Origin of the sequence: Streptomyces sp. NBC_00009 (genome assembly GCF_045040855.1) — a bacterium.
GTDB classification, from domain to species: domain Bacteria; phylum Actinomycetota; class Actinomycetes; order Streptomycetales; family Streptomycetaceae; genus Streptomyces; species Streptomyces aureus.
Window position 1 is genome coordinate 2,812,030 of record NZ_CP108312.1, and the last position, 23,339, is coordinate 2,835,368.

General features: G+C 69.9%; 18 protein-coding genes. 10 read left to right on the forward strand and 8 right to left on the reverse strand.

The annotated features are described in order from the left end of the window. Nucleotides 1–108 precede the first annotated feature (108 nt). Nucleotides 109–777: a DUF1707 domain-containing protein gene (locus OHA58_RS12430; protein WP_405478753.1), complete on the reverse strand. Its 669-nt coding sequence runs from the start codon at nucleotides 775–777 to the stop codon at nucleotides 109–111. 154 nt (nucleotides 778–931) lie between these two features. Here OHA58_RS12430 and OHA58_RS12435 point away from each other — a divergent pair, with 154 nt between their 5' ends. Then, nucleotides 932–2,599, forward strand: coding sequence for a fumarate hydratase (locus OHA58_RS12435; protein ID WP_405478754.1), 1,668 nt, complete (start codon nucleotides 932–934; stop codon nucleotides 2,597–2,599). A 74-nt stretch (nucleotides 2,600–2,673) separates the two neighbouring features. Here OHA58_RS12435 and OHA58_RS12440 read toward each other — a convergent pair whose 3' ends face one another. Further along, a complete protein-coding gene (locus tag OHA58_RS12440; RefSeq protein ID WP_405478755.1) occupies nucleotides 2,674–4,197 on the reverse strand; it encodes a ricin-type beta-trefoil lectin domain protein in 1,524 nt (507 codons plus the stop codon). Nucleotides 4,198–4,322: 125 nt separating this feature from the next. On the opposite strand from OHA58_RS12440, the gene OHA58_RS12445 reads away from it, so the two are divergent. The 4 genes from OHA58_RS12445 to OHA58_RS12460 all read left to right on the forward strand — a co-directional run bounded on the left by OHA58_RS12445 (nucleotide 4,323) and on the right by OHA58_RS12460 (nucleotide 9,553). Then, a complete protein-coding gene (locus tag OHA58_RS12445; protein WP_405484927.1) occupies nucleotides 4,323–5,729 on the forward strand; it encodes a class II fumarate hydratase in 1,407 nt (468 codons plus the stop codon). Between the two features lie 73 nt (nucleotides 5,730–5,802). Next, nucleotides 5,803–6,495: a DUF402 domain-containing protein gene (locus OHA58_RS12450; RefSeq protein WP_405478756.1), complete on the forward strand. Its 693-nt coding sequence runs from the start codon at nucleotides 5,803–5,805 to the stop codon at nucleotides 6,493–6,495. Nucleotides 6,496–6,588: 93 nt separating this feature from the next. Further along, complete coding sequence (locus OHA58_RS12455; RefSeq protein WP_405478757.1) at nucleotides 6,589–7,338, forward strand: class I SAM-dependent DNA methyltransferase; 750 nt, start codon at nucleotides 6,589–6,591, stop codon at nucleotides 7,336–7,338. Between the two features lie 49 nt (nucleotides 7,339–7,387). Further along, nucleotides 7,388–9,553: a SpoIIE family protein phosphatase gene (locus OHA58_RS12460; RefSeq protein WP_405478758.1), complete on the forward strand. Its 2,166-nt coding sequence runs from the start codon at nucleotides 7,388–7,390 to the stop codon at nucleotides 9,551–9,553. 63 nt (nucleotides 9,554–9,616) lie between these two features. Here the strand turns inward: OHA58_RS12460 and OHA58_RS12465 are convergent, their stop codons facing one another. Continuing rightward, nucleotides 9,617–11,896, reverse strand: a complete 2,280-nt coding sequence (locus OHA58_RS12465; RefSeq protein WP_405478759.1) for a transglycosylase domain-containing protein — start codon at nucleotides 11,894–11,896, stop codon at nucleotides 9,617–9,619. Nucleotides 11,897–12,240: 344 nt separating this feature from the next. On the opposite strand from OHA58_RS12465, the gene OHA58_RS12470 reads away from it, so the two are divergent. From OHA58_RS12470 to OHA58_RS12480, 3 genes are read left to right on the forward strand one after another with little or no spacing between them, the layout of a single operon-like run. Continuing rightward, nucleotides 12,241–12,768, forward strand: coding sequence for a PadR family transcriptional regulator (locus OHA58_RS12470; RefSeq protein WP_405478760.1), 528 nt, complete (start codon nucleotides 12,241–12,243; stop codon nucleotides 12,766–12,768). Continuing rightward, on the forward strand, nucleotides 12,765–13,451 hold the full coding sequence (locus OHA58_RS12475) for an ABC transporter ATP-binding protein (RefSeq protein WP_405478761.1): 687 nt from the start codon (nucleotides 12,765–12,767) through the stop codon (nucleotides 13,449–13,451). The genes OHA58_RS12470 and OHA58_RS12475 overlap by 4 nt, the downstream gene beginning before the upstream one ends. Beyond that, nucleotides 13,448–15,835 (forward strand): ABC transporter permease, encoded by a 2,388-nt coding sequence (locus tag OHA58_RS12480; protein ID WP_405478762.1) that lies wholly within the window; start codon nucleotides 13,448–13,450, stop codon nucleotides 15,833–15,835. Before OHA58_RS12475 ends, OHA58_RS12480 begins: the two co-directional genes overlap by 4 nt. 3 nt (nucleotides 15,836–15,838) lie before the next feature. Here the strand turns inward: OHA58_RS12480 and OHA58_RS12485 are convergent, their stop codons facing one another. Further along, nucleotides 15,839–16,780, reverse strand: coding sequence for a LysR substrate-binding domain-containing protein (locus OHA58_RS12485; RefSeq protein WP_405478763.1), 942 nt, complete (start codon nucleotides 16,778–16,780; stop codon nucleotides 15,839–15,841). Nucleotides 16,781–16,940: 160 nt separating this feature from the next. Here OHA58_RS12485 and OHA58_RS12490 point away from each other — a divergent pair, with 160 nt between their 5' ends. Then, nucleotides 16,941–17,495: a peroxiredoxin gene (locus OHA58_RS12490; protein WP_100598182.1), complete on the forward strand. Its 555-nt coding sequence runs from the start codon at nucleotides 16,941–16,943 to the stop codon at nucleotides 17,493–17,495. A 6-nt stretch (nucleotides 17,496–17,501) separates the two neighbouring features. Next, a complete protein-coding gene (locus OHA58_RS12495) occupies nucleotides 17,502–18,032 on the forward strand; it encodes an alkyl hydroperoxide reductase (protein WP_100598183.1) in 531 nt (176 codons plus the stop codon). 95 nt (nucleotides 18,033–18,127) lie between these two features. Here the strand turns inward: OHA58_RS12495 and OHA58_RS12500 are convergent, their stop codons facing one another. The 4 genes from OHA58_RS12500 to OHA58_RS12515 form a co-directional block, all read right to left on the reverse strand. Next, nucleotides 18,128–19,528, reverse strand: a complete 1,401-nt coding sequence (locus tag OHA58_RS12500) for an AI-2E family transporter (protein WP_405478764.1) — start codon at nucleotides 19,526–19,528, stop codon at nucleotides 18,128–18,130. A gap of 147 nt (nucleotides 19,529–19,675) precedes the next feature. Then, nucleotides 19,676–20,407, reverse strand: a complete 732-nt coding sequence (locus OHA58_RS12505; protein WP_405478765.1) for a lytic transglycosylase domain-containing protein — start codon at nucleotides 20,405–20,407, stop codon at nucleotides 19,676–19,678. 409 nt (nucleotides 20,408–20,816) lie between these two features. Beyond that, complete coding sequence (locus OHA58_RS12510) at nucleotides 20,817–22,136, reverse strand: PhoH family protein (protein ID WP_100598186.1); 1,320 nt, start codon at nucleotides 22,134–22,136, stop codon at nucleotides 20,817–20,819. Between the two features lie 320 nt (nucleotides 22,137–22,456). Then, the gene (locus OHA58_RS12515) at nucleotides 22,457–23,218 is read right to left on the reverse strand and encodes an isoprenyl transferase (RefSeq protein ID WP_116510472.1); all 762 of its coding nucleotides are present in this window, start codon (nucleotides 23,216–23,218) and stop codon (nucleotides 22,457–22,459) included. Nucleotides 23,219–23,339 lie beyond the last annotated feature (121 nt).

A 23,339-nucleotide genomic window follows, 5' to 3' on the forward strand; every position in this document is an offset into this window, starting at 1 on the left:
AACCTCTACCCGCTGTGTGCGCGCCTATGCACTGAGTTCCGAAGGACGGGAGTTCCCCGGCCCCGGGCAGCCGCGCCCGAGCCCTGCGTCCGCCGCCCCGGAGGCGGGTCAGCCGTCGAGGTGTTTGCGCCTGCGGTCGTGCAGATCGCGCAGGCGCTTGCCGCGCTTGGGCTTGGCCTCGATGTTGCCGAGGACCGCGATGCCGTCGACGTAGACCACGGGCGCGTCCGGGTCGGCCGAGTCGAGAGTGTCCACCTCGAAGTTGCCGAGGACGCCGCCGCCGCTGCCGCGCAGCGAGATGTTCTCCGGGACGCGGACCTCCACGTTCCCGAAGACGGAGACCGCCTTGATCACGACCTGCTGGTACTCGAAGATCGCCTCGCTGAGGTCGATCTCGATGTTGCCGAAGATGGCGTACGCGTGGGTCCTGCGGCCCACGCGCCAGCGGCCTTTGCGGGCCGAGGTGCTGAAGACGGCGACCAGGTTCTCGTCGGCGACCGCGGGGACCGCGCCCATGGTGGGGCGGTTCGGGGCCGGCGAGGAGGCCGCGGGCCGATGCTGGGTGTGGGCGCCGGGCAGGTCCCTGACGAGGGGCTCCAGCTCGGCGTGGGTCTTGGCGCGGTACACCCCGTCGATCCGCTCGGCGTGCTCCTCCGCGGTGAGCCGGCCCTCCGCGAGGGCCTCGCGCAGAATGTCCGCGGTGCGGTCGCGGTCGGCGTCGGAGGCACGCAGATCGGTCTGCGGCGCGGGCTGCTCGGGGCGCTTCTCAAGGTCCACCGGGCCAGCGTACCCAAACGCGATAGATCGCGACTAGGGGGCGACGGTGGGAACTGAGCCTTACCTCACAGGTTCGGCCGGGCCGTCAGGTTCTACGCTGGTTGGCGCTGCCAATGGATGCCAGCTGCTAACGGCCGAAAGAGGAATGGGCGAGATGCCTGAGTTCGCGTACACCGATCTGCTCCCCCAGGGCGAGGACACCACCCCCTATCGCCTGGTGACCACGGAGGGTGTCTCGACCGCCGAAGGGCCGGACGGCCGTACGTTCCTGAAGGTCGAGCCGGAGGCGCTGCGCAAGCTCGCCGAAGAGGCGATCCACGACATCCAGCACTACCTGCGCCCGGCCCACCTCGCCCAGCTGCGCCGCATCATCGACGACCCGGAGGCGTCGGGCAACGACAAGTTCGTCGCGCTCGACCTGCTGAAGAACGCAAACATCGCGGCGGCCGGCGTGCTCCCCATGTGCCAGGACACCGGCACCGCGATCGTCATGGGCAAGCGCGGCCAGAACGTGCTCACGGAGGGCGGCGACGAGGCGGCTCTGTCGCGCGGCATCTACGACGCGTACAAGAACCTGAACCTGCGCTACTCGCAGATGGCCCCGCTGAACATGTGGGACGAGAAGAACACCGGCTCGAACCTGCCGGCGCAGATCGAGCTGTACGCGGCCGACGGCGGCGCCTACAAGTTCCTGATCATGGCCAAGGGCGGCGGCTCGGCCAACAAGTCCTTCCTCTACCAGGAGACGAAGGCGGTCCTCAACGAGGGCTCGATGATGAAGTTCCTGGAGGAGAAGATCCGTTCGCTCGGCACGGCGGCCTGCCCGCCGTACCACCTGGCGATCGTCGTCGGCGGCACGTCCGCCGAGTACGCGCTGAAGACCGCGAAGTACGCCTCCGCGCACTACCTGGACGAGATCCCCGCCGAGGGCTCCGAGCTCGGCCACGGCTTCCGTGACAAGGAGCTGGAGGAGAAGGTCTTCGAGCTGACGCAGAAGATCGGCATCGGCGCGCAGTTCGGCGGCAAGTACTTCTGCCACGACGTGCGCGTGGTGCGCCTGCCGCGGCACGGCGCCTCCTGCCCGGTCGCGATCGCCGTGTCCTGCTCGGCCGACCGCCAGGCCGTCGCGAAGATCACCGCCGAGGGCGTCTTCCTGGAGCAGCTGGAGACGGACCCGGCGCGCTTCCTGCCGGAGACCACGGACGAGCACCTCGAAGAGGGCGACGTCGTGAAGATCGACCTGAACCAGCCGATGGACGACATCCTCGCCGCGCTGACGAAGTACCCGGTCAAGACCCGCCTCTCCCTGACCGGCCCCCTGGTCGTGGCCCGCGACATCGCGCACGCCAAGATCAAGGAGCGCCTGGACGCGGGCGAGGAGATGCCGCAGTACCTGAAGGACCACCCGGTGTACTACGCGGGCCCGGCGAAGACCCCGGAGGGTTACGCGTCCGGTTCCTTCGGTCCGACCACGGCCGGCCGCATGGACTCCTACGTCGAGCAGTTCCAGGCGGCGGGCGGCTCGAAGGTCATGCTGGCCAAGGGCAACCGCTCGCAGCAGGTCACCGACGCGTGCAGCGCGCACGGCGGCTTCTACCTCGGCTCGATCGGCGGCCCGGCCGCCCGTCTCGCGCAGGACTGCATCAAGAAGGTCGAGGTCGTCGAGTACGAGGAGCTCGGCATGGAGGCGGTCTGGAAGATCGAGGTCGAGGACTTCCCGGCGTTCGTCGTCGTGGACGACAAGGGCAACGACTTCTTCAAGGACCCGGCCCCGGCGCCCACGTTCACCAGCATCCCGGTGCGCGGCCCCGGCCTCGCGTAACACCTGACGCACGCCAGTAGGGCCGCCCGTCGCCGTCACGGCGACGGGCGGCCTTTGTGCTGTCTACGAAAAGGTCATGCGAACCGCTGGCCCGCCGAGCCGTCACAGTTCTGGAGCCGTACGTTGTCCTTCGCCGAGGCGAGGGTCAGGCACAGGCCCGTCGAGGCGGCCGGGCGCAGGGTGTCGCCCTGGCGGACGAACTGCTGGTTGGTGCCGCCGTGGCAGTTCCACAGGACGAGGGCCGTGCCCGCCTTGTAGGCGCTGTCGGGGACGTCCACGCAGCGGTCCTGGGTGAGTTCGGAGTGCAGGGACCGGCCGGCGGTGTCGTACCACCAGCCCTGGTTACGGGTCCCGGAGCAGTCCCAGCCGATGACGGCGGTGTTGTTCGCGCTGCTTCCTCCCTTGGCGTCGGCGCACGTGCCGGTGCCCGCGTTCTTCAGTGGCCGGTACGCGTCGTCCCAGCCGCCCTTGTAGAGCTTGGGGGTGCCGGTGCTGGCCGAATCGGCACAACCTGCCTCCTGGTAGCCGGAGTTGTAGAGCTGGGTGAGGCAGGAGGCGAAGGCGCCGTGGCCGCGCGCGTTCGGGTGGAAGGACTGGCGCACGGAGTTGGAGTCGGGCGGGAACGGGTTGGAGACGTCCACGTAGAGGCCGCGGGCCCAGGCGTCCTCCATGCAGACCTCGTGGCCCTGGAAGAGGCGGGAGTTGTCGAGGTAGAGGGCGCCGGACTCCTGGGCGGCCTTGCGCATGCCGCGCTCGAAGGCGGGCACGGCCGCGTTGCGGCCCCAGGCGGCGTCGGAGTCGTAGCCGAGGCAGCCGCCGGGCAGCTTGCCGGGGAAGTTGGGGTTGTCGTGGATGTCGGGGCCGATGGGGCTGGGGTAACCCATGAGGACGAGCTTGTAGTCGCTGTCGGCGTAGCCCGCGCCGCGCATCACGGTCTTCAGGTCGGCGACGGTCGACTCGACCTTGGGCACGAGCCCGTCGACCCTGGCCTGCCAGCCCGGCGCGTACTTGGGCTCGCACGCGCCCTGGAGGGTGAGGTAGCGGGTCACGCAGTCGGTCATGACGGGACCGAACTGGAGGTCGTCGTTGGCGCCCGCGACGAGAACGATCATCTTGATCTTCGTGTTGCGCGCCTTGACGGCGAGAGCGTCGCTCTGCACCAGCTCGTCGGCGTACTGCTTGCTGCCGCCGATGCGGATGTTGCCGGTGTACGCGCCCGAGCAGGAGACGTTGTACGTCACGTCGGCCGGGATCCCGGTGCGGTGGATGGCGGAGTCGGGCGAGCGGTGACACCAGTTGTCCGGGCCGTTCGTGCCGGCCTCGTAGGTGCCGACGCCCTCCCCCGAGATCTCGCTGTCCCCGAGCGAGATGAGGGCGGTCCTGCGGTCGGCGAGGGGCCGCTCGGCCGGGTCCCCGTAGAGCTTGGTGGCCTCGGCGGCGCGGATCTTCTCGAGGTCGGGCGGGAGCGGGGTGGTGGCCGCGGCGGCGGGTGCCGCGGACGCGGTCGGCGCGGTCAGGCCGACGAGTGCGGCGGCCGTCGCCGCGACAACGGCGACGGCGCATCTGATGCTGGGTCTGGTGCGGTGCAGGACGTTCATGACGCCTCCCCGGTTTGGGTGTTACCCGAGGTATTTACTGGCGGGTACGGGACTTGGGAATAGCCAGAACAAGACAAGTGCTCACGTTTTACGAGGGATACGGAGGGATGACGATGACGACGGCGATGGATGACGACGGCGGCGACAGCGGCCAATACCGGATCGAGCACGACTCCATGGGCGAGGTACGGGTCCCCGCGGACGCCAAATGGCGGGCCCAGACGCAGCGGGCCGTGGAGAACTTCCCCATCTCGGGCCAGCGCCTGGAGCGCGCCCACATCGAGGCGCTCGCCCGCATCAAGGCGGCCGCGGCCCATGTGAACGCCGAGCTCGGGGTCGTGGACAAGGACATCGCGCAGGCCATCGCGGAGTCGGCCGGCGAGGTCGCCGACGGGCGCTGGGACGACCAGTTCCCCGTGGACGTCTTCCAGACCGGCTCGGGCACGTCGTCCAACATGAACACCAACGAGGTGCTCGCGACGCTCGCGACGGAGCGCCTCGGCCGCGACGTCCACCCGAACGACCATGTGAACGCGTCCCAGTCGTCGAACGACGTCTTCCCCTCGTCGATCCACATCGCGGCCACCGCCGCCGTCACCCATGACCTGATCCCGGCGCTCGGCCATCTGCGGGCAGCCCTGGACCGCAAGGCGGACGAGTTCGCCGACGTCGTGAAGTCGGGGCGTACGCATCTCATGGACGCGACGCCGGTGACGCTCGGGCAGGAGTTCGGCGGGTACGCGGCGCAGGTCGCGTACGGCATCGAACGTCTTCGGGCCTCGCTGCCGCGCCTGGCCGAACTGCCGCTCGGGGGAACGGCGGTGGGCACGGGGATCAACACGCCGCCCGGGTTCTCGGCCGCCGTCATCGCGGAGGTGGCGCGGACCACGGGCCTGCCGCTGACCGAGGCGCGCAACCACTTCGAGGCGCAGGGCGCGCGCGACGGCATCGTGGAGACCAGCGGGCAGCTGCGGACCATCGTCGTCGGCCTGACGAAGATCGCCAACGATCTGCGCTGGATGGCGTCGGGCCCCCGCACCGGACTGGCCGAGATCAGCCTGCCGGACCTCCAGCCGGGCTCGTCGATCATGCCGGGCAAGGTGAATCCGGTCATTCCCGAGGCGGTGCTCATGGTCGCCGCCCAGGTCACGGGGAACGACGCGACGGTCGCCGCCGCTGGCGCCGCGGGGAACTTCGAGCTCAACGTCATGCTGCCGGTCATCGCCAGGAACGTCCTGGAGTCGATCAGGCTTCTCGCCAACGTCGCGCGCCTGCTCGCCGACCGGACCGTCGACGGCATCACCGCGAACCGCGAGCGCGCCCGCGAGTACGCCGAGTCGTCACCGTCCGTGGTGACCCCGCTGAACAAGTACATCGGCTACGAGGAGGCCGCGAAGGTGGCCAAGAAGTCGCTCGCCGAGCGGAAGACGATCCGCGAGGTCGTCCTGGAGGGCGGCTACGTGGAGCGCGGCGATCTCACGGTCGAGCAGCTCGACGAGGCGCTGGATGTCCTGCGGATGACGCGTCCGTAACAGCGCCCGGCAACTGACCGAATTCGTGACGCGCACCGCAGCGTCACGTGCCGGGGGCACCTAATATCTGTCCATGACGGACCGGACGAGCATTCTGGCGGGTGAGACCGACGGCAGCGTTGGGCGCTGGGCGCCCGGCAGCCGGATTCTGTGGCGCTACCGGGCGAACGGCGGGGACGGCTTCCACATCTGCCGCCCCGTCACGGTCGTCGAGGACAGCGCCGAGCTGCTCGCCGTGTGGCTGGCACCCGGCACCGAGTGCGTGAAACCGGTCCTGGCCGACGGCACACCGGTGCACGAGGAGCCGCTGGCCACCCGGTACACGAAGCCGCGCGCCGTCCGGCGCGACCGGTGGTTCGGCACCGGCGTCCTGAAGCTGGCGCGGCCCGGCGAACCCTGGTCGGTGTGGCTTTTCTGGGAGCCGGGCTGGCAGTTCAGGAACTGGTACGTGAACCTTGAGCAGCCGCGGGTGCGGTGGGCCGGCGGCGTGGACTCCGAGGACCACTTCCTCGACCTGTCCGTCGACTCGGACCGGACCTGGCGCTGGCTCGACGAGGACGAGTTCGCGCAGGCGCAGACCGCGGGCCTGATGAGCGCGGCGCAGGCCGAATCCGTACGAAGGGCGGGGCGCGCCGCGGTCGAGGTGATCGAGGGCTGGGGGCACCCGTTCCCCGACGGCTGGCAGCACTGGCGGCCCGATCCGTCGTGGCCGGTTCCCGCGCTTCCGGGTGACTGGGACCGTACGCCCGCGCATGTGTCCTCATGAGACCCTTGATGCGCCCCCGTGGTTCAAACGTAGGATCGTCCTCCGCAAGTGCACACACGTACAACTCTCCGCGCTTGCAGCAGGTCTGACACGATGTCAACGAGGTCATCGAGGGGCGGCGGGACCGTGAGTCACGGCAGCGAGGGTTACGAGACGTACGAGGAGTCCGGGAACAGCCGCCGGACCCCGGCGCCGGACCGTACGGGCCAGGCCGAGGCCTTCGACGCGATCGGCGCCCGCTACGACGACGCCTTCCCGCACAAGGAAGGCCAGTTGGCCGCGGTGGACGCACTGCTCGCGGGCCTCGCACCCGGCTCGCGCATACTCGAGGTGGGCTGCGGCACGGGAGTTCCGACGAGCCGTCAACTGGCGGACGCGGGACACTCGGTGGTCGGCGTGGACCTGTCGGCCGGAATGCTGGAGCTCGCCCGCAAGAACGTCCCCGAGGCCGAGTTCCACCAGCTGGACCTCGCGTCACTGAGACCCGAACCGGGCCGGGAACAGGGTGAGTTGGGCGAGTTCGACGCCGTCACCTGCTTCTTCACGCTGCTGATGCTGCCGCGCGCAGAGATCCCCGCGGCGCTGCGGCTGCTGCGCTCGATGCTCCGGCCCGGCGGGCTGCTCGCCCTGTCGATGGTCGAGGCCGATCTGGACGACGCCGAGATTCCGTTCCTGGGGCACACAATCCGGGTATCGGGATTTCTGCGGGACGAGCTGCGCCAGGTCGTACGCGACGCGGGACTGGAGATCACCGGCGAGCACACGTACGCGTACGCTCCGGCAAGCACCGATGTACCACCCGAACACCAGCTGTTCTTCAACTGCCGGCGCGCCGGAAAGTGAAGCGGCACGTCGTTAGGCGCGCAGCCCAGGACGGACGGATTCGAAACGCGTGACGGAGCACCCCACCTCCCACGAGGGCCGCCGGCCGGCCGCCCGCCCCGCCGCCCCCGCGGACCCCCGCGGGGCTCTGAGGCGCGCCTCCGACGCGTTCCCCGCGCAGGGGCGCCCCGGAGCGACCGCGTCCGCCGACGACGCCGATCCCGCGCGCCGCTCGCCCGCGTCAGGCGCCTCCGCACCGCGCGGCGCCGCGCCCGAGCACTCCGGCGCGGCACCCGTACCCGAGCCCCCGCGCCGTGAGAGCGGTGGCGGTGGCGTGCCCGGGCGGCGCAAGCCCGGTTCCGCTTCCGGGGCCGGTGGGAGCGCGCCCGAGCACGCCCTGTCGGACGCCGGACCGGACGATCCCCACCGGCCGAGGCCCGTGCCCGACCGGCGGAGCGGACAGCCGCGCCCGCCGGGGACACCCGTCCCGATGCGGCGGGACGGGGACCGGCTGCGCTTCGTGGGCGCCGCGACCCGGCGGATCGCCCGCGGGATAGATCTCGACGAGATCGTCATGGGCCTGTGCCGCGCGTCCGTGCCCACGTTCTCCGACGTGATCCTGGTGTATCTGCGGGACCCGCTGCCGGTCGGCGACGAGCGGCCCACCGGGCCCGTCGTGCTGCGGCTGCGCAGGACGGACCGGCTGCGCCTCATCGAGGAGGGCGCCGAGGACCCGGACACCGACGGCGGCGGACTCCTGACGATGGCGGCGGGCACCACCCAGGGCGACCCCGTCACCGCCGAGCTGTGCGAGGTGCGGACCGGCGGCGCGCTGGCCGAGGTACTGAGGGGCGTACGGCCCGTGTTCGCGGACTCGCCCGCCGCCCTGGCCGCGCTGCCGGAGCTGCTCGGCGACGACCCGGACCTCGCCCTGCCCACCGGGCAGCGGGCGATCCTCGCGCCGCTGCGCGGGCGCCGCCGCGTCATCGGTGCGGCCGTCTTCCTGCGCCGCCCCGAGCGCCACGCGTTCGAGAACGACGACCTGCTGGTCGCGGGGCAGCTCGCCACGCACAGCGCGCTCGGCATCGACAAGGCCGTCCTGTACGGCCGCGAGGCGTACATCGCCGACGAGCTCCAGCGCACGATGCTGCCCGAGACGCTGCCGCGGCCGACGGGCGTGCGCCTCGCGTCCCGGTATCTGCCGGCCGCGGAGACCGCGCGCGTGGGCGGCGACTGGTACGACGCGATCCCGCTGCCCGGCAGCCGCGTCGCCCTGGTCGTGGGCGACGTCATGGGCCACTCCATGACGTCCGCCGCGATCATGGGTCAGCTCCGTACGACCGCGCAGACCCTCGCCGGTCTCGACCTGCCGCCGCAGGAGGTCCTGCACCATCTGGACGAGCAGGCCCAGCGCCTCGGCAGCGACCGCATGGCGACCTGCCTGTACGCGGTCTACGACCCGGTCTCGCACCGCATCACCATCGCCAACGCGGGCCACCCGCCGCCGGTCCTGCTGCATCTGGGCGGCCGCGCCGAAGTGCTGCGGGTCCCGCCGGGCGCCCCGATCGGTGTCGGCGGCGTCGACTTCGAGGCGGTCGAGCTGGACGCCCCGGCGGGCGCGACACTCCTCCTCTACACGGACGGTCTGGTCGAGTCGCGGCTGCGGGACGTGTGGACCGGGATAGAGCAGCTGCGGGAGCGGCTGGCCGCGACGGCCCAGCTGACGGGCCCCGACCATCCGCCGCCGCTCGAGGCGCTGTGCGACGAGGTCCTCGACATGCTCGGCCCGGGCGACCGGGACGACGACATCGCGCTGCTCGCGGCCCGGTTCGACGGGATCGCGCCGAGCGACGTCGCCTACTGGCTCCTCGACCCCGAGGACGCGGCGCCGGGCCGGGCCCGCCGCCTGGCGCGCAGCGCGCTCGCCCGGTGGGGCCTGGAGGAGCTGACGGACTCGGTGGAGCTCCTTGTCAGCGAGGTCGTGACGAACGCCGTGCGGTACGCGTCCCGGCCCGTCACGCTGCGCCTGCTGCGGACCGACGTGCTGCGCTGCGAGGTCGGCGACGACGTGCCGCAGCTGCCGCGGCTGCGCCAGGCCCGCGCCACCGACGAGGGCGGGCGCGGCCTCTACCTGGTCAACAGGCTGGCGCGGCGCTGGGGTGCGACGCGGCTGAGCACCGGCAAGGTCGTGTGGTTCGAGCTGCCTCATGGCAACGGCACGGGATCGCCTGCCTGAACCTGCGCATATACGAGTGGGCCCGGAACCGTACGGTTCCGGGCCCACTCGCGTGCGTCACTGTCAGCCGGTCAGGCCTCGTGGCTTGTTGCTGCCCGAGTCGGCCGGTTTCTCCGGGATCCCGAAGGTCGGCGACGACGGGTCCGTCGGGGGCGTGACGCCGCCCGACGGGTCGTCGGTCGGCGGAGTGGACTCGGGGGTCGACTCCGGGGTGCTCGGCGTCGTCGGCGGAGTGGACTCCGGGGTGCTCGGGGTGTCCGACGACGGGGTGGACTGCTCGGTGCTCGGCGTGTCCTGCGGGGTGGACGGCACCTCGACGGCCGCACCCATGTCCGTGTCGAGGCCGAACTCGGCCGTGGGGCTCGTCGAGTTGAAGGTGTACTGGGCCCAGATGCGGGCCGGGAAGCTGCCGCCGTCGACGCGGGGCAGACCGCCGGCGCCCTTCATCGAGACGTGCGCGCCCGCCTCCGAGGTCTTCAGCGCGCCCTCGCCGAACAGGCCCACCGAGGTGACCAGATCCGGCGTGTAGCCGGTGAACCAGGCCGACTTGTTGTCGTCGGAGGTACCGGTCTTGCCCGCCACCTGCTGGCCGTCGCGGGCCGGGTTGTCACGCACCGAGGTCTTCGCCGTACCGTCGTCGACCACGCCGGTCAGGACCGAGGTGACCGAGTCCGCGACGCCGCGGCTGAGCACGTGGTTGCCGATCGCGTCCGGCAGCGGGACGTCCTGGCCCTGCTTGGACACGGACTTCACGATCTGCGGAGTGACCTGCTTGCCGTGGTTGTCGAGCGTCGCGTAGACACCGGCCATCTCCATCGGGCTCGCGCCCATGGTGCCCAGGGTCTGCGCCGGGTACGGCTTGAGGTCGGCGTCGTCCATGCCGAGCTTCTTGGCCGTCGCCATGACCTGGTCCATGCCGACGTCGACGCCCATCTGCGCGAAGACGGAGTTGATGGACTTGTTCATGGCGGTCTGCACGGTGACCGGGCCGTAGCTGTGGTCGTCCTCGTTCGGCGGGGCGAAGCCGACCTTCTGTCCGTCGCTGACGACCGGCCGCTTGTTGGTGCCGTCGTAGATGGTGCCCGCCTTGATCGACTGCCCGTTCTGCGTCGTGGCGTTGTTCTCCAGGGCGGCCGCGAGGATCAGCGGCTTGAAGGTGGAGGCCGGCTGGTAGTCGGTGCGGGTCGCGTTGTTGACGTAGTGCTTGCTGAGCCCTTCACCGCCGTACAGCGCGAGGACCTTGCCGGTCTTCGGGTCGACCGAGACGGCGCCGGCCTGTACCCGGGAGTCGGCCTTCTTGCTCTTCGGGTTCAGGTTGTCGGTCAGCTGCTGCCTGACCGACTTCTCCAGCTGCTTCTGCTTCTTGCGGTCGATGTTGAGGGTGACCGTGTAGCCGCCCGCGTCGAACTGCGCCTCGGTGAGGTTCAGGTCCTTCATCACCTCGGCCTTGGCGGCGGTGTAGAGGTAGCCCTCCTGGCCCTCGAGCCCGGCGGCGGCCTTCGGCGCCTTCGGCTTGGGGAACGTCATACCCTTGCGGTCGCTCGCGCTGAGCCAGTGCATGTCGACCATGTTGTCCAGGACGTAGTTCCAGCGGGCCACGGCGAGCTTCTTGCCCGTGTCCGAGGCGATGCCCCAGTCGTACTGGTTCGGGGCCTGGAGGAGCGCCGCGAGATAGGCGCCCTGCTCCACGGTCAGCTTCTTGGCGTCGACGCCGTAGTAGGCCTGGGCGGCGGCCTGGATGCCCCACGAACTGCGGCCGTAGAAGCTGGTGTTGATGTAGCCCGCGAGGATGTCGTCCTTGGACTTCTTGCGGTCCACCTTCAGCGAGATGACCAGTTCCTTCAGCTTGCGCGTGACGGTCTGGTCCTGCGTGAGGTAGTAGTTCTTCACGTACTGCTGGGTGATCGTCGAACCACCCTGCTTGCCCTTGCCGGTGACCGTGTTGATCACGCCGCGGGCGGTGCCCTTCAGGTCGATGCCCTTGTCCTTGTAGAACGTCTTGTTCTCGGCGGCGACGAAGGTGTGCTGGACCGGCTTGGGCACCTCGGAGAGATCGACGATCTCGCGGTTGACCTGGCCGACACGGGCCATGGTCGTGCCGTCGCCGTACTTGTAGACGTTGCTCTGCCGCATCGCGTCCGGGTTGCCCTCGGGCACGTCGATCACCATGTACAGCACGATGAACGCGCCCATGCAGAGGAGGCACAGGCCGAAAAGTGTGCCGAGGATCTTCTTCCAGGTGAAGAAGCGGCGTATACCCGTCCGCCGGGTGGACGAGCCCCCGCGCGCCGCCCGGCGCGCGCCGCCGCGCTGCCGTGCTCGTCTCGCTTCCGCTCGACCCATGGCTCCCGTTACTCCGCTTCTAGTCGCTGACACGTCCGCGCGCACAGTGCGCACTTCACGCTCATCGGTGCTGAATCAGCTCATGAAGCTAACACCGCACCTAAGGGCAAAAGGCTGCCGATCCGGGCATTTCCGGACGTGACAATCAGCACCTACCCCATGGGAACCGACGAGCGAGAGGCTCGGATGGTTGCGTGATTCTCGATCGTGTGAACCGGATCGCACCGGACAGTACGGGTTCGGGCGCCCCACGATGATGACCTCGGCACCAGTCCATGGGGGGCGTGCGATGTCCGCCGACCGGCTATACACACTACGTATACTCGCTATGTATAGTGACTGCCATGTCCATCGGTCACACCCTTCTGGGACTTCTCGAGTCGGGCCCACGGCACGGCTACGACCTCAAGCGCACCTTCGACGCCACCTTCGGGCACGACAAGCCGCTGCACTACGGACAGGTCTACTCGACCATGTCCCGGCTCCTGAAGAACGGCCTGGTCGAGGTCGACGGGATCGAGGCCGGCGACGGCCCGGAACGCAAGCGCTACGCCATCACCGACGCCGGCATCACCGATGTCCAACGCTGGCTCGCCACCCCCGAGGCGCCCGAGCCCTACCTCCAGTCCGTCCTCTACACCAAGGTCGTCCTCGCGCTGCTGACCGAGCGCGACGCCGCCACGGTCCTGGACACCCAGCGCGCCGAGCACCTGCGCATGATGCGCATCCTCACCGACCGCAAGCGCAAGGGCGACCTCGCCGACCAGCTCATCTGCGACCACGCCCTGTTCCATCTCGAAGCGGACCTGCGCTGGCTCGAACTCGCCGCCGCCCGCCTGGACAAGCTCGCCGCGGAGGTGCGCCCCTCATGACTCCCGCCGGATCCCTGCTCACCGCCCACGACCTGCACAAGGCGTACGGGCCGACGCCCGCCCTGGACGGCGCCTCCTTCGCCATCCACCCGGGCGAGATCGTCGCCGTCATGGGCCCCTCCGGGTCGGGCAAGTCGACCCTGCTGCACTGCCTGGCCGGGATCGTCACCCCGGACGCGGGCAGCATCACGTACGACGGACGCGACCTGACCGCGATGTCCGACGCCGAACGCAGCGCGCTGCGCCGCTCCGAATTCGGCTTCGTCTTCCAATTCGGCCAGTTGGTACCGGAATTGACCTGCGCCGAGAACGTGGCGCTACCGCTGCGGCTGACCGGTTTCAGACGCAAGGCGGCCGAGCGCCGGGCCGCCGCGTGGCTGGAGCGCCTGGAGGTCGACGACCTCGCTGGCAAACGGCCCGGCGAGATATCCGGCGGCCAGGGCCAACGGGTAGCCGTGGCACGGTCGTTGGTGACCAACCCGCGCGTACTGTTCGCCGACGAGCCGACCGGCGCCCTCGACTCCCTCAACGGAGAGCGCGTCATGGAACTGCTCACCGAAGCGGCCCGCGGCGCGAATGCCGCCGTCGTCCTGGTCACGCACGAGACCCGGGTCGCGGCCTACTCGGACCGCGAGATCGTCGTACGGGACGGCAAGTCACGGGACATGGAGTTCGTCCGATGACGCTGGTGGACCACCGCGCCGACCGCGAGCGCGACACACCGGCGGCCGCCCTCTCCCACGCCGGCCCGTCGAGCTGGCTGCGCGACCTCCTCCTCGGCATCCGGTTCGCCTCGTCCGGCGGCCGTGAGGGCTGGATCCGTACGCTGCTGACCGCGGCCGGCGTCGGCCTCGGCGCGGCCCTGCTGCTGGGTGCGGCGTCCGTGCCGACGTTCCTGCACGAGCGCGATGTGCGCGGCGAGGGCCGCCAGTTGGGTGTCGGTACGACCGGCCAACTCAAGCCCGGCGACCGGACGATGCTCGCCGCCGACGCCTCCTCCGACTACCGGGACAACACGATCGGCGGCTATCTGCTGCGGCCCGAGGGCGCGCATCCGCCGCTGCCGCCCGGCATCGACAAGCTGCCGGGGCCCGGCGAGATGGTCCTCTCGCCCGCCCTGAAGAAGCTGCTCGACTCCCCCGAGGGCAAGCTCCTCAAGGAGCGCTACGCCTACCGGACGGTGGGCACGATCCACGACGCGGGCCTGACCGATCCGTTCGAGCTGTTCCTGTACGTCGGCAGCGACCGGCTCAGTGCCGACCGCGGCGCGAACCGTATCGACCACTTCGGCATGATGTACCCGAGCCAACCGCTCGACCCGGTCCTCATCGTGCTCATCGCGCTGGCCTGCGTCGTACTCCTCGTCCCGGTCGCCATCTTCATCGCGACGGCCGTGCGGTTCGGCGGCGAGCGGCGCGACCGGCGCCTGGCCGCGCTGCGGCTGGTCGGCGCGGATGTACGGATGACGCGGCGGATGGCGGCGGGCGAGGCACTGTTCGGCACGCTGATCGGCCTGGCGTTCGGCGTGGTCTTCTTCCTGGCCGCAAGGCAGTTGCTCGGCGTCGTGGAGGTCTGGCGGCTCTCGGCGTTCCCGGCGGATCTCACACCGGAACCCGCCCTGGCCGTACTGATCATGCTGGCGGTGCCGCTGGCCGCTGTCGCCGTCACGGTCTTCGCGCTGCGCTCCGTCGTGATCGAACCGCTGGGCGTCGTCCGCAGCGGCCGCACCCGGGACCGGCGCCTGTGGTGGCGGATCCCGGTGCCGGTCCTCGGCGCGCTGCTGCTGCTCACGTCGGGTTCCGCCGACGCGGTGGGCACGCGGGGCGTCGTACAGATCTCGGCCGGGATCGCGTTCGTCCTGCTCGGCCTGGTCCTGGTGCTGCCGTGGCTGGTGGAGTCCACCGTCCGCCGGCTGCGGGGCGGCCCAGTGCCCTGGCAACTGGCCGTACGCAGGCTTCAGTTGAACAGCAGCGGGGCCAGTCGCGCAGTCGCCGGGATCACCATCGCGGTCGCGGGCGGCATCGCCCTGCAGATGTTCACGGTCGGCATCAACGACGACTTCACCAAGGCGACGGGCGAGGACCCGTCACGTGCCCAGGTCGGCGTGAACGCCAACTTCGCCAGCGGGGAGCTGGCCGAGCAGATGGTCCGCGAGTTCGGTACGACCAAGGGTGTCCGGTCGGTGTACGGCACCGTGGACACCTGGGCGAACCCGGTGGGCGCGAAGCCGGACGCCCAGGGCGTGATGCACTCCGTCACGCTCTCCGTCGGCTCGTGCTCCTCGTTGCGCGAGTTGGCCAAGCTCCCCTCGTGCACGGACGGCGACGTCTTCCGTGTCACCGGGACCCAATATCCCGAGGCCGACGAGCAGTTGGAGAAGGACGCCAGGCCCGGCGCCCGGCTCGCCATCGGCGACTCCCGGACCACGCAGTGGACGCTGCCCAAGGACGCGCGCACGGTGGCGACCCGGCGCGACCCGGCCGGCCACACGTACGGCGGGATCCTCGCCACACCGGGCGCCTTCGACGTACGCCATCTGAAGAGCGCCTCGACGAACGCCCAGATCCGGATCGACGCCTCGGTGCCGGACGCCGTCGAGTACACACGCAACACGGCGTTCCGGATCGATCCGGCGATGCACGTGTGGAACTACAGCTCGATGAGCCGCGACAAGGAGTACGCGACCATCCGCAAGGGCCTGTTCACGGCCGCGGCGCTCACCATGGCGCTGATCGCGGCCGCCATGCTGGTCTCGCAGATCGAGCAACTGCGTGACCGCAGACGCCTGTTGTCGATCCTCGTCGCCTACGGCACACGCCGTGCCACGCTCGCCTGGTCGGTGCTGTGGCAGACGGCGATCCCGGTCGCCCTCGGCCTGTCCCTCGCGATCGCGGGCGGTCTCGGCCTCGGCTGGCTGATGCTGCGCATGGTCGGCAAGCCGGTCACCGACTGGCTGCTGTTCCTGCCCCTGGCGGGCGTGGGCGCGGCGGCGATCGCGGCGGTGACCCTGCTGAGCATGCCGCCGCTGTGGCGGCTGATGCGGGCGGGCGGTCTGCGAACGGAGTAGGGCTCAGCCCTGCGTGACGCGAACGGGCAGTCCCTGCAGAGCAGTTCGCAGGGCGGCGGCCAGCTCCTCGTACTCCGCGGAGCGGGCCGCCCCCGCCCGCATCGCGAGCGCCACCCGCCGCGTGGGCGCCGGCTCGGCGAAGTACCCGGTGAGCAGCTGACTGCTGCGGCTGGTCTCGACGGCGACGGCGGTCCGCGGCAGGAGCGTCACCCCGAGCCCGCCCGCGACGAGTTGCACCAGCGTGGAGAGCCCGGCGGCGGTCGTGGTCACGGGCACGTCATCACGGCCGGCCTCCCGGCAGATGTCCAACGCCTGGTCCCGCAAGCAATGCCCCTCGTCGAGCAGCAGCAGATTCAGCTCACGCAGCGCCTGCCGCGGAATCCCCTCCCGCCCGCCGAGCCAGTGGTCCAGCGGCGTGACGAGTACGAAGTCCTCGTCGAACAGAGGGAGTTCGATGACCCCGGGCACCCCGAGCGGCACGGCAAGCAGCAGCAGATCGAGCCGCCCGGCACTGAGCCCCTCGATCAGCGACGACGTCTGCTCCTCGTGCACCTGGAGATCGAGATCCGGGTACTTCTCGTGTACGAGCCTCAGCACGGTCGGCAGCAGATAGGGCGCCACCGTCGGGATCACCCCGAGCCGGAGCGCTCCTGTGAACGGCGCCCGTACCGCCTCGGCCTCCTCCATCAGCGCGCCCACCTCGTCGAGCACGGCCTTCGCACGCACCGCGAGCCGCTCACCCGCGGGCGAGAGAAGCACCTTGCGGGTCGTGCGTTCGAGCAGGGTCACGCCGAGGGACTCCTCCAGGGCGGACACGGCGCCGGAGAGCGCGGGCTGGCTCATGCCGATCGCGGCGGCCGCGTCCCGGAAGTGCAGATGCTCCGCGACGGCGGCGAAGGCGCGCAGCTGCGCGAGGCTCGGCTGTCGCCGCTTGGCGCTTGCCACGGTTACTCCCTTTACCTAGGGCTACTGATAGCCGGTTCCGATCAACACAACCGAGTCTAGCTATTTCCGTAATCAATGCACCCTGTGCCACGATCGTGAGCAGTCCAACCCCTTTGGAAAGCCCCCAAAAAGGGCCCATCCATACTGCAAGGAGTAGTGCGTGCTCACTGTCGGTGACAAGTTCCCCCAGTTCGATCTGACTGCCTGTGTCTCCCTGGAGAAGGGCAAGGAGTTCGAGCAGATCGACCACAAGACCTACGAGGGCAAGTGGAAGATCGTCTTCGCGTGGCCCAAGGACTTCACCTTCGTGTGCCCGACCGAGATCGCCGCGTTCGGCAAGCTGAACGACGAGTTCGCCGACCGTGACGCCCAGATCCTCGGCTTCTCCGGCGACTCCGAGTTCGTGCACCACGCCTGGCGCAAGGACCACCCGGACCTGACCGACCTGCCCTTCCCGATGCTCGCCGACTCGAAGCACGAGCTCATGCGCGACCTCGGCATCGAGGGCGAGGACGGCTTCGCGCAGCGCGCCGTCTTCATCGTCGACCAGAACAACGAGATCCAGTTCACGATGGTGACCGCCGGTTCCGTGGGCCGTAACCCCAAGGAGGTCCTGCGGGTCCTCGACGCCCTGCAGACCGACGAGCTGTGCCCGTGCAACTGGACCAAGGGCGAGAACACCCTCGACCCGGTCGCGCTCCTGTCGGGCGAGTGATCTGACATGGCTCTCGACGAACTCAAGTCCGCCGTCCCGGACTACGCCAAGGACCTGCGCCTGAACCTCGGCTCGGTCATCGGCAACTCCGACCTGCCGCAGCAGCAGCTGTGGGGCACCGTGCTCGCCTGCGCGATCGCGTCCCGCTCCCCGCGCGTCCTGCGCGAGCTGGAGCCGGAGGCGAAGGCGAACCTGTCGCCGGAGGCGTACACGGCCGCCAAGTCGGCCGCCGCCGTCATGGCGATGAACAACGTCTTCTACCGCACGCGCCACCTGCTCTCCGACCCGGAGTACGGGACGCTGCGCGCCGGCCTGCGGATGAACGTCATCGGCAACCCGGGCGTCGAGAAGGTCGACTTCGAGCTGTGGTCCCTCGCGGTCTCCGCGATCAACGGCTGCGGCCAGTGCCTCGACTCGCACGAGCAGGTGCTGCGCAAGGCGGGCGTCGACCGCGAGACGATCCAGGAAGCGTTCAAGATCGCCGCGGTCATCCAGGCCGTGGGCGTCACCCTGGACTCCGAGGACGTCCTGTCCTGACGGACGGATCACCCCGGTAACCGCATACGAGAACGCCGGGCGGGCTGAAGGAAATTCAGCCCGCCCGGCGTTCTCGTGTGTCCGGACGAAAGGCCCTATGACTTCCCGGCCGGCGGATCGACCGGCGCCACGTCGATGGCCGTCGCTCCGTGCGGCGAAGGCCCCTGCCGCAGCGCCGCCTCACGTGAGTACGCGCGCAGATAGCCGACGACCGTGTTCGTCACGGCCACGAGCGGCACCGCCACCACCGCACCGCCGATCCCGTTCACCAGGCCCCCGGCCGCGACGGAGAGCACCACCGCGAGCGGATGCACCCGCACGGCCCGGCCCAGGATGAACGGCTGGAGGATGTGGCCCTCGATCTGCTGCACGGCCAGCACCACCGCGAGCGTCATGACGGCCGTGAAAACGCCCTGGGTCACCAGGGCCACCACCACCGCGAGCGCTCCCGAAATCACCGCACCCACCAGCGGGATGAACGCGAACAGGAAGATGAAGACGGCCAGCGGCACCGCCATCGGGACGCCGAGGAAGAAGATGCCGAGCCCGATGAAGATCGCGTCGATCAGGGCGACTATCACCGTGCCGCGCACGTACGCGGTGAGCGTGCGCCACGCACGGGGGCCCGCACCCGAGATGCCCGGACGGGCCTGCGCCGGGACGAGCCTGGTGGTCCACTCCCAGATGCGCCGGCCGTCGTAGAGCAGGAACAGTGTCGAGAACATCGTGAGCAGGATGCCGGTGAGGGCCTCGACGATGACGGTCACGCCTTCGAGGCCGGCGGACGTGATCTGGTCGGTGTTGGCGCCGACCGCGTCGCGCAGGGACTTGGCGATTTCGTTGATCTGACTCTCGGTCACATGGAACGGGCTGTTGAGGAGCCATCTGCGCAGCTCGTCGATGCCGTCCTGGATCTGGTCCGAGAGGTTGTCGATGTTCTCCTGGACCTGCCAGACGACGAACCAGCCGACGAGTCCCATGATGACGAAGCCGAGGATCGCGGTGAGTGCGGTGGCCAGGCCCCGCGGCACGCCGTGCCTCCTCAGGCGGGCCACGGTCGGCTGGAGGAGCGCGGTGATGAGCATCGCGGCGACGAACGCGTACACCACCAGCTGCACCGCGCTGATGACCTTGATCAGGACCCAGAGGGTGCCCGCGAGGACGAGCAACCGCCAGCCGGCCTCGGCCGCGACCCGCATCCCCCACGGCACGGCCGCGACGGGGTCGGGCCTGGCCGCTATCGCGGGCGCGTACGCGGGCGGCGGGGGTACGTGGTCGCCGCCGCCGTTCTCCGGCCGGGTGACGGGCACTTGGGACGCCTCGGCGGCCATGTGCGCGGGTGCCCGAGCGGCATCAGGAGCGTGCGGGGCGGCGTCCGGCGCGGAGTCGTCCCCGCCGTCGTCACGCTCGGCCTCGGCGCGGCGCTCGTCCAACCGCTCCCCCATCCGGCTCAGCTCATGGCCGAGCCGGCCGAGCCATCCTGGAACTCGCGACATGATCCGCCCTCTTCCCCCGTGCTCTCTCACCACTCCCCCGGGAGTCGTCGGCTCCGACCGTACATGCCCGAAGCCCCTCACCGTAGGACGGCGAGGGGCTCAGGAAGGTTGACGGGCCCAGGGCCCGTCATGAAGCTGTACCGGCTTCTAGTACCAGTGGTTGGCCTGCCAGAAGGTCCAGGCCTCACACGGGCTGCCGTAGCGGCTGTCCATGTAGTTGAGGCCCCACTTGATCTGGGTGGCCGGGTTGGTCTGCCAGTCGGCGCCCGCGGTGGAGTACTTGGACGCGGGCAGCGCCTGGAAGAGACCGTAGGCACCGGAGGAGGCGTTGGTCGCGCGGTAGTTCCAGCTGGACTCGTGGTCCACGATGTTGCTGAAGCACTGGAACTGCCCGGCGGGCACCATCTGACGCGCCATCGCCTGTATCTGCGACGTCGAGTAAGAGGCCTGCGCGGCGAAGCTGGAGGCGTCGCGGGTGGCCGAGCGGCTGGCGACCTTCTTGGCCTCCTCGCGCTCCTTGGCTTCCTTCTCGGCCTTCGCCTTGGCGTCGGCGGCGGCCTGCTGCTTGGCGACGGCGTCCTCGGCGGCCTTCTTACGGGCTGCTTCCTCCGCCGACTTCTGAGCGGCGTTGTCCGCGGCGATGGCCTGCGTCTCCGCCTGCTGCGTCAGCGTGGCGGTCTGTACCTGGGCCTGCTGACCCGCGGGTATGTCGGCGAGGAGGGTCGCGTCGCTCGCCGTGGCCTCAGCCTCGTTGTTGGAGGGCTGAGCGGTGCTGCCCGAGGCAACACCCACGACTGCGCCGACTGTGGTGACCGCGGTGGCCGAAGCCACTGCGAATCCCCGGACCGAAATCCGGCTCACACGGTTTCCTTCCAGCATCGCCCGCTGTAGGTGACCCTCGCGGACGCAATCGTGCCCCTGGCGCTGGCCTCCCAACTGCGGGGTCACGGGAGACACGGGCCCGGTGGGCAACTCCCGCTACGGGAGAGCCGCGTGGTGCTCGGGCGGCATACGACGGCCTCTGTGAAGTTCTGGTGTCCGTGGTGCTCTTAATGCTGTGGATGCACAAGTGTCGTATGCGGGGCCTGACAGGACTGAGACTCTGCCGGACGCGGTTGCCTCAAGGCAATTCTCATCCAAGTGGGAAAGCTCACACCTCGTTTGCCCCAGCGGTTTCACGGAAACAAGCGCACGGCACAACGCCGCCCGGCTAAGCTCCTGCGCTTCGCCGGACGGCGCCAACTACCGCGTAACCCCTACAAGATGGGGCGCTTCACTCGCTCTCTCCTCACAAGGGGCCGTCCTCCAGCATCTCGGTGACCAGGGCCGCGATCTGTGAACGCTCCGACCGCGTGAGCGTGACGTGCGCGAACAGCGGGTGTCCCTTCAGCTTTTCGACGACGGCGACCACACCGTCGTACCGGCCGACCCGGAGGTTGTCGCGCTGCGCCACGTCGTGCGTGAGCACAACCCGCGAATTCGCCCCGATCCTCGACAGAACGGTCAAAAGGACGTTCCGTTCGAGGGATTGGGCCTCGTCCACGATCACGAACGCGTCGTGCAGCGAGCGGCCGCGGATGTGGGTCAGCGGCAGGACCTCCAGCATGCCGCGCGCGGTGACCTCCTCGATGACGGCCTTGCCGGCGACGGACCCGAGCGTGTCGAAGACCGCCTGCGCCCACGGGCCCATCTTCTCGGCCTCGGTGCCGGGCAGATAGCCGAGCTCCTGGCCGCCCACCGCGTACAGCGGACGGAAGACCATCACCTTCTGGTGCTGGCGCCGTTCGAGCACCGCTTCGAGGCCCGCGCAGAGCGCGAGCGCCGACTTGCCGGTGCCGGCCCGGCCGCCCATCGACAGGATCCCGATGTCCGGGTCGAGGAGCAGATCGAGCGCGATGCGCTGCTCGGCGCTGCGTCCCTTGATGCCGAACGCCTCACGGTCGCCGCGCACCAGACGGACGTTGCCCTCGGCCGTGATCCTGCCGAGCGCCTTGCCGCGCTCGGACTGGATGGTGAGGCCGGTGTGGACGGGCAGCTCCGCCGCCTCCGGTACGTACAGGCTCTCCTCCTCGAAGAGGAGGTCCACCTGCTCACCGGAGAGCCGCAGCTCGGACATCCCGGTCCAGCCGGAGTCCGTGATGGCGAGCTCGGCGCGGTACTCCTCGGCGAGCAGGCCGACCGATGACGCCTTGATGCGCAGCGGCAGGTCCTTGGAGACGACGGTGACGTCGTACCCCTCGGCCTGGAGGTTGCGGGCGACGGCGAGGATGCGGGAGTCGTTGTCCCCCAGGCGGTAACCCGCCGGGAGAACGCCCGGATCCGAGTGGTTGAGCTCGACGCGCAGGGTCCCGCCCAGATCACCGATGGGGATCGGGGCATCCAGGCGTCCGTGGCGGATACGGAAGTCGTCGAGCAGGCGCAGGGCCTGCCGGGCGAAGTATCCGAGCTCCGGATGGTGCCGCTTGGCCTCCAGTTCCGTGACCACGACGATCGGGAGCACCACTTCGTGCTCGTCGAACCTGGTCAGGGCGTTCGGGTCGGCCAGCAGGACGCTGGTGTCGAGAACATAAGTGCGCCGGTCGGGCTGGCGCTTGTTGCTGGTCACCACGGAAGGACGTACCCCCTCGGATGAGGTCGGGGAGCGACAGAGGGATCCCGGGCCGGGCGGGGCGGGTCGTACCCGCCGGTCGACGGCCGCGATGCGTGGGCCGTGGACCGGCCCCCAGCCTCTCCAGCGGAGCACGTGCTCTCCGCGTGGTCGTTCTGGCGCAAAGGGCCTCCCGGGCGGACAGCCCCGTGCCGTCCGCTGAGACTCGACGTCCGTGAATCGGACATCGACCTGGAAGGCTTATTCCCTCGAACACGCGCGGCCATGCCACGGCATATGACGGCGCGCGCGTTAACTCCTGGTGACGTACGTCCCCGAGGTCAGCCGCCGTAACGCCGGTGACGGGCGGCGTAGTCGCGCAGGGCGCGCAGGAAGTCCACCTTGCGGAAGGCGGGCCAGAAAACTTCGCAGAAGTAGTACTCGGAATGGGCCGACTGCCACAGCATGAATCCGGACAGGCGCTGCTCGCCGCTCGTGCGGATGACGAGGTCGGGGTCGGGCTGCCCGCTGGTGTAGAGGTGCTTGGAGATCTGGTCGATGTCGACGCTCTCGGCGATCTCCTCGAGAGCGGTGCCCTTGTCCGCGTGGTCAAGCAGCAGGGAGCGCACCGCGTCGGCGATCTCCTGGCGGCCGCCGTAGCCGACCGCGACGTTCACGAGTATTCCCGTGTTGTCGGCGGTGGCCTGCTCGGCTTCCTTGAGGACGGTCTGGGTGCGGGCGGGGAGGAGGTCGAGGGTGCCCACGTGGTGGACGCGCCAGCGGCCGTCGACGGCGAGGCTGCGGACGGTCTCCTCGATGATGCCGAGGAGCGGCCGCAGCTCCTCCTCGGGACGGTCGAAGTTGTCCGTCGACAGCATCCAGAGGGTGACGACCTCGACGTCCGTCTCGGCGCACCAGCCGAGGAACTCCTCGATCTTGTACGCGCCGGCCTGGTGGCCCTGCGCCGCAGTGCCACCGGAGGCCTTCGCCCAGCGCCTGTTCCCGTCGAGGATGACCCCGATGTGTTTGGGCACCTGATCGTGGTCGAGACGGCCTTCCACCCGGCGTGCGTAAAGTCCGTACACCAGGTCGCGCAGGTTCACTGTCTTTCAGCCCCTCCGTGCAGACGGCAGTCCCCGAGGGCGAAAGCCTACCGCTGTGAGGTCTCGCCCTCACTGTGGGGTGTCTGTGCTCCGATGCTGTGGGCTATCGGTGCTCTGACGT